This is a genomic window from Streptomyces sp. NPDC056160 (assembly GCF_042268205.1).
In the GTDB taxonomy this organism is placed as follows: Bacteria; Actinomycetota; Actinomycetes; order Streptomycetales; family Streptomycetaceae; genus Streptomyces.
This window is the reverse complement of sequence record NZ_JBHJUW010000254.1, coordinates 1-6,113: the sequence shown is the minus strand read 5'-3', so window position 1 is coordinate 6,113 and position 6,113 is coordinate 1. Positions and strand designations below refer to the sequence as shown.

The window sequence follows — 6,113 nt, the reverse complement described above, 5'->3', positions numbered from 1 at the left end:
TTCCGCAACGCTACGAACCAGCGCCTACGCACACGCTGCGTCACCACCCGCCGAGCCCGCGGACACCTCCGCACCGCTCAACTTTGAAGACCCACATAACGGGGGGGGCGCGACGGCGGCCAGCAGGCCGACGCCCGGCGCGGCGATGTCCGGCGCGGCGATGTCCGGCTTGATCAGCGCGCCCTTGTTGCCGGCGGACGGGCCCCGGGAGGAGAACGGGGGGATCTGGGGGTACGGCGTCCCCGTGGAGCCGCCCGGCTGCAACGTCACCGTGGCGCCCGGCGTGGCCGCGTAGGCGCGGACGTCCGTGGCTCCCGGGACGTTCAGGTGCACGGTCGGCACCACGTGGATGTCGCTGTCGGTCTCCTGGTCGGTGGTGTTCACCAGGACCATGGAGACGCCGCCGGCGCGGGCCACCTCGGCGGACTTGCTCACCCGGGTGGTGATCCCGCGGTCGCACACCACGGCCTTGCCCGCCGTCTTCGCCGGGTCGAGCGAGCCCTCCCGGCACAGCCGCGCGTCCTCGTCCGTCGCCCCGGCCGCCCTGACGTCGCCGGCGAGCACCAGGGGCTTCGGCCCGACGGCCGCCCGCACGGTGAGGCTGCCGCCGACGAAGGTCCGGCCGTCGCCCAGCCTCACCGTGGCTTCGGTGGACTCCAGCGTGCTGGCGGCGACCGTCGCCATCCAGGGTGCGGTGTTGTCGATGATGCTCCTGGAGGGACCCTCGTTGCCCGCGGCGGCCGAGACGAAGACACCTGCCTGCGCCGCGGCCCGGAACGCCTGCACGATGGGCTCGTCGAGCCAGGACTCCACCGCCCTGCCCGCCGAGTAGTTGATGACGTCGACGCCGTCCGCCACCGCCTGGTCGATCGCCGCGACGATGTCGGAGGCATAGCCGGAGGCGTCCGTCGTGCCCTTCTCCGTCCAGAGCGCCTTGTAGACGGAGACCGCCGCGCCCGGCGCCACCCCCGAGATCTTCCCGAAGTCATGCCCCTCCACAGTCACCGCGACGTCCGCGGCGCCCGCGGCGGTGGACGCGGTGTGGGTGCCGTGGCCGCTGCTGTCACGCGCCGAGAGGTAGCCACCCCGCTTATCGGGAGGTGTCGTGGCCAGCCAGCTGTCGTCGAAGTAGCGGGCGCCGACGAGCTTGGTGTTGCAGGCGCTCGCGGGGAACTCCTCACCGGTCTGGCAGACGCCGGTGAAGGTGCCGCCGTCGGCCTTCTTCATCTTGATCACGTCGCCCTCGCGGTAAGGGCGGTACAGGTCCTTGGCGGTGGGCCGGGCGGTGCCCAGGGCCGGGGCGGCGCACGACGCGCTCTGCGGCCAGACTCCGCTGTCGATGACGCCGACCACCACACCCTTGCAGGCCTTGGCGGTACCACCGAGCTTCGACCACACCCCGTGCCGCCCGGACAGGCCCATGAAGTCGGTCGAGCGGGAGTCGTCCGTCGCCTTGACCACGGTGTCGGGGCTGACGGCGAGAACCCCCGGCTGACCGCTGAGGCGGACGGCCTGGAGGGGGGTCAGGTTCGCGACGAACCCGTTGACCGCGACCGTGTAACGGCCGCGGACCTCGGCGCCGACCGCGGCGGCGACCTCGCTCTGCCTCCCCCGGAGGTAGTCCCGGTAGCGGTGCGCGGCGGTGCTGGAGGCGTCGACCTTGGCGCCCGCCGAGGGGGCGGTGGCGGCCAGGCCGTGCACGCCGCCCTCGTAGAGGGCGACGGGCGCGTCCTTGAGGGTGACGACGTAACGGCCGGAGGGCGACTGCCCGGTGACGGCGACCGGGGCCGCCGGGCCACCGGCCGCCCGGACCTGCGGGTCACCGGCCGCTTGGACCGGCGTGCCGATGCAGACGGCTGCCAGCGAGACGGCCAGAGCCGGCGCACCCCAAGCGAGTGTCTTTCTTCGGAACACGGAACTCACACGTTCCTCCATGAGGAATGGGCCGGGCCGAAGGTCGCCTCCGCGCCTCGGGGGTGGCGCTGCGCGTGCGGCTGGTGGGTGGGAGGGGACCGGGCCGGGCGGACGAGTGTCGCGGCGAGGAAAGTGAACGCTGTACCTCGGACAGGTGTCCAGATACTCTGATGGCCGGTTTGGACGCATGACCAACCACGTCACGGATGTCGCACGCCGATCCGACGGAGGTACGCATACGTGCTCACGGCCCTGGGCATAGCCGAGTCCGACGAACCGGTGTACCGGTGCTTCCTGGACCGTGGTCGGGCGACCGTCGCGGACGTCGTCACGTCCCTGGGGACGCCGGAGGACGACGTGCTCGCCTCCGCCGCCAGACTGCGGGAACTCGGGCTCCTCCACGACACCGGCCACGGCCGCTTCCAGGCGACGAACCCCCAGGCCGCGCTGCTGCCCCTGCTGGCCAGGTGACGGTTCGAGATGGAGACCACGCTGGCCTCGGCCAGGACGGAGATCGACCGGATCGCCGAACGCTACCGGGAGGGGCGGCTGCGCTCCGATCCGCGCAACCTGGTGGAGGTCCTGTCGGACCGCGAGCTGATCCGGGACCGGGTCGAGCAGCTGAGCAACTCCGCGACCAGTCACATGTGGGCCCTGGACCGGCCGCCCTATGTGGGCCGCCCGGACGGCGGACTGCACAGCAACGAGGAGGAGTTCGACATCACGGCGGCCTGGCTGCGCCAGGGCATCGACGTACGTTCGATCTACTGCCCGCAGTCGATGGAGCGCCCCGGCCGGTTCGCCACGCTGCTCAGCCTCGCCGAACTGGGCGAGCAGTCCAGGATGCTGCCGGACCTGCCGTTCAAACTGCACATCGTCGACAAGCGGGTCGCCCTGGTACCGCTGTCCGGGCCGGTCTACGACGACCTCCTCGTCATCCATCCGTCGGGCATGCTCGACGCCCTGACGGAGCTGTACGAGGCCTACTGGGCCCGCGCCGAGCCGATCTCGGCAACGGCTCCGGCCCTGGACGGCACCTTCGGACCGGACGACCTCCTGCTCCTCGGCATGCTCAAGGCCGGGCTCAAGGACCAGGCGATCGCCCGCCAGTTGGGGTGTAGCACCCGGACCGCCACCCGGCGCGTCGCCGCCGTCCTGACCAAGCTGGGGGCGGACACCCGGTTCCAGGCGGGGATCAAGGCCTCGGCTCGCGGGCTGCTCTGAGCCGGCGAACTGCCGGCGCGGGCGAGAACACGGCACTGCCCCCTGAATCCACGGCGTGGTCCGAACGGCCACACGGTGAGGCATGTGTGCACATGCCCTGGGCCTCCCCTCTCCCCCGGCCAGGTCCGTCAGGCACGCTTGCGCGCGGAGCCGCATCATGGAGACATGAACGACCGCACGTACACCCGATGGTCCAGCAGCGACGTCGGGGAAGCCGACGCGTTCGCCTACTGGTCCGACGTGGTCTGCGACACATTTGTCGGGGTGGTGATGCGCCCTGGGCCGGGACGGGCCTTCGAGGGCCGGATCGAGACGTCCGTCCTGGACGGGATCGGTTTCGCCGAACTGGCTGCCGGCGCCCAGCGGGTGGCGCGGACGCGGCGGCTGATCGCCCGGGACGACGAGGACGTCCTCCTCGCCAACATCCAGCTCCGCGGCCGGGCCAGGCTGGAGCAGAACGGGCAGGCGGTCGAACTCGCCCCGGGCGAGATGGCCTTCGCCGACAGCGCCCGCCCCTACACGCTGGAGTTCACGGACGTCTTCTCCCAGCTGGTCGTGAAGGTGCCCAGGAGCTGGCTGCCGCACCGCCGCTCCCTGAGCGGGGCGACCGCCGTGGAACTGGGCGCCTCGGGTCCCGGCCGAGTGGTCGTGGACTTCCTGGTCGGGCTCAACCGTCTCCAGGGCGCGGACCCTGCGGCGGCGCGGGCCCTGCTGCCGCACGCCGTCGACCTGCTGGGCGCGGCCGTGTCCTGGGCCGGCGGCGCCGCACCGCTGAAGGCGTCCGCGGCGGCGTTGGCCCGCGAACGTGTCCTCCGCTTCGTCCGCGGGAACATCACGGACCCCGGCTTGGACGCCGCCGCGGTGGCCGCGGGTTGCGGTGTCTCACGGCGCACGGTGTACCGCGCCCTGGCCGAGGACGGCGTACCGCTCACGGAACTGATCCGCGGGCTGCGCGTGTCGCTCGCCCAGAGGCTGGTGTCGGCACACCCCGACCGCACGCTCGCCGCCGTGGCCCACGAGTGCGGGTTCGGTGGCGAGGCATAGCTGTACCGGGCGTTCAGGGCCGTCACGGGCATGACGCCCGGCACCTACCGTTCCCGGCGGCGGTGACGGCCGCGCTCAGGCGGACCCGGCGGTGCCGCCCTCCGGCATGAGTTCCCGGACCACCTCGACGAACCGGGGCGGGGCGGGTGGCACCGGCGCCTCCACGAACTCGCCGAGACCGACGTCGTAGCGCTGTCCCCGCTGCGGTTCGACGACGTGGTGGCCGTCGAGGCGGAGTTGTTCCACGTTGCGCCGGACCGCCGGCTTGCCCCACATCCCTTCGGTCATCACCGGGAAGAACACACGGGGAAGTCGGCGGCTGCGATCGTCGCGGTCAGCATGTTCGGGACGGCGCCCGTGGCGACGGCGGAGAGCATGTGGGCGGTGGCCGGCAGGACGGTCATCATGTCGTGCTCCGCCGCCAGGGTCGCCTGGTTCTCCCGGCCCCAGTCGTCCGGCGTCGTGCCGGTGACGACACGGTCGGCGAACAGGGCGACGGTGTGCGGCGGGAGGAAGGTGGCGGCGGTGTGCGTCATCAGGACGGTGACCGTCCCGGTGAAGGCGGTGCGCAGCGCGTTGGTGTACATCGGGAGCGTGGCGACGGCGGCGGAGCCGGTGGCGCCGATGAGCAGGCGTCCACCGAAGGCGGCCGGGTTGTTGCTGGTCATGTCTTCACGATGGTCGTCGGCGCCGGGCCGGGTGTGACCGGATGTGCCACGGAATCTGACCGTCCGTGCCGTCGGCCCGGGCCGTGCCGGAGGCCGGCCCGCAGCTCGCGGGACGCCGTGGAACGCCGTCGGGTTCAGGCGTCGGCCGCTCCGGGCCGGGTGGCGCGCCAGGCCAGCAGCGCGCCGACGGTGCCGTACGCCATGAGCAGGCCACCGTTCCTGGCCTCCCGTCGCCGCCGCAGGGACTGGTAGTGCCGCTGTTCCTCGTACGTCCGGCTCGCCACCGCGAGGGACCCCTCCAGCACCGAGCACTCGCTGTCCCCGGGACGCATGGGGCCGGGGTGCTCCTCGCCGTCACGCACGTTCTCCCCCGGGCACACGACCTCCGCGGAAGCCGTGAGGGCGCCCGCGAGACTCACGACCCCCCAGAGCACGGGCAGGAGGAAGAACGCGAGGAGAACGGCTCTGTACTTCACTGGACCCCCAGGGGACGAGACGGCGGGACCCGGTCTCCGCGCACGGCGACCGACGGGACGTCACCGCAGTGTGGCCCAAGCCCGGCGCCCGGCCCCGGCCCGGGCCCCCTCGCGGGTGCCGCCTCCGTCTGCGGCGACCGGACGCCGCGTGGAGTCAGCCGTCTCTCTTCGCCCGGCATCCGCGTGAACCATCTCGGGTCGGGATCCGTTTTAATAACGGTTAATATTTCCTCCTCCCCAGGTGAACGGAGAGTATATTTCCGACGTCCTGCCGTCGATCGCGATTCACGATTCATTCCATCCCTCGTTCACCCTTCCAGCATTGACCGTGAATGTAAGTGGCATTCACACTTGACGTGCAGCTGCGAAAATTCCGTTTCGTTTCGGCAGGCGTGCCGAGAACCGGAATAGCCGAACATCAGGTGAGTCAATGACGGGAGTACGCATGTTCAAGACGCGGATCGCCTCTGTGGCAATTCTCGCCGGGGCCGCGGTCGCCGCGGTGACGACGGGTGCCCAGGCCTCGACCGCCGTTCCGTCCAACAGCCTCATCCGCGAGCACATCAGCTGGTCCTCGTGCCAGTTCTGGGCCTCTGCGGACAACGGCTCGAGCGGCGAGCAGCAAGGAGTCACGGGCACGTACTTCTACTGCGCCGACGGCGGAAACGGTACGGCGAACGAGTGGCACAAGAACTACTGACAGTGAAGATATGACTGGTGGTTCCGCTGATGAGCCTGACTCGCCTACTGACTGACGTCATCGACTGTCCTGTTTGGGATTTGTCGG

At 71.2% G+C, this 6,113-nt stretch carries 8 protein-coding genes; 4 read left to right on the top strand and 4 right to left on the bottom strand.

Going from position 1 to position 6,113, the window contains the following annotated elements:
* Nucleotides 1-24: 24 nt before the first annotated feature.
* Nucleotides 25-1,923, bottom strand: a complete 1,899-nt coding sequence (locus ACFC02_RS41185; RefSeq protein ID WP_376367934.1) for a S8 family serine peptidase — start codon at nt 1,921-1,923, stop codon at nt 25-27.
* Between the two features lie 231 nt (nt 1,924-2,154).
* Between ACFC02_RS41185 and ACFC02_RS41180 the strand changes: the two genes are divergently transcribed.
* The 3 genes from ACFC02_RS41180 to ACFC02_RS41170 all read left to right on the top strand — a co-directional run bounded on the left by ACFC02_RS41180 (nt 2,155) and on the right by ACFC02_RS41170 (nt 4,182).
* On the top strand, nt 2,155-2,385 hold the full coding sequence (locus ACFC02_RS41180; RefSeq protein WP_376367932.1) for a hypothetical protein: 231 nt from the start codon (nt 2,155-2,157) through the stop codon (nt 2,383-2,385).
* A gap of 9 nt (nt 2,386-2,394) precedes the next feature.
* On the top strand, nt 2,395-3,138 hold the full coding sequence (locus ACFC02_RS41175; RefSeq protein WP_376367930.1) for a LuxR C-terminal-related transcriptional regulator: 744 nt from the start codon (nt 2,395-2,397) through the stop codon (nt 3,136-3,138).
* Nucleotides 3,139-3,303: 165 nt separating this feature from the next.
* Nucleotides 3,304-4,182 (top strand): AraC family transcriptional regulator, encoded by an 879-nt coding sequence (locus tag ACFC02_RS41170; protein ID WP_376367928.1) that lies wholly within the window; start codon nt 3,304-3,306, stop codon nt 4,180-4,182.
* A gap of 75 nt (nt 4,183-4,257) precedes the next feature.
* On the opposite strand, the gene ACFC02_RS41165 is transcribed toward ACFC02_RS41170, so the two are convergent.
* The 3 genes from ACFC02_RS41165 to ACFC02_RS41155 all read right to left on the bottom strand — a co-directional run bounded on the left by ACFC02_RS41165 (nt 4,258) and on the right by ACFC02_RS41155 (nt 5,326).
* Nucleotides 4,258-4,470 carry a hypothetical protein gene (locus tag ACFC02_RS41165; protein WP_376367926.1) on the bottom strand — a complete coding sequence of 71 codons (213 nt, stop codon included), beginning with the start codon at nt 4,468-4,470 and terminating at the stop codon, nt 4,258-4,260.
* The gene (locus tag ACFC02_RS41160) at nt 4,470-4,850 is read right to left on the bottom strand and encodes a flavoprotein (RefSeq protein WP_376367924.1); all 381 of its coding nucleotides are present in this window, start codon (nt 4,848-4,850) and stop codon (nt 4,470-4,472) included. Before ACFC02_RS41160 ends, ACFC02_RS41165 begins: the two co-directional genes overlap by 1 nt.
* 134 nt (nt 4,851-4,984) lie before the next feature.
* Nucleotides 4,985-5,326 carry a hypothetical protein gene (locus ACFC02_RS41155; RefSeq protein ID WP_376367922.1) on the bottom strand — a complete coding sequence of 114 codons (342 nt, stop codon included), beginning with the start codon at nt 5,324-5,326 and terminating at the stop codon, nt 4,985-4,987.
* A gap of 430 nt (nt 5,327-5,756) precedes the next feature.
* On the opposite strand from ACFC02_RS41155, the gene ACFC02_RS41150 reads away from it, so the two are divergent.
* A complete protein-coding gene (locus ACFC02_RS41150; protein ID WP_376367920.1) occupies nt 5,757-6,026 on the top strand; it encodes a hypothetical protein in 270 nt (89 codons plus the stop codon).
* Nucleotides 6,027-6,113 lie beyond the last annotated feature (87 nt).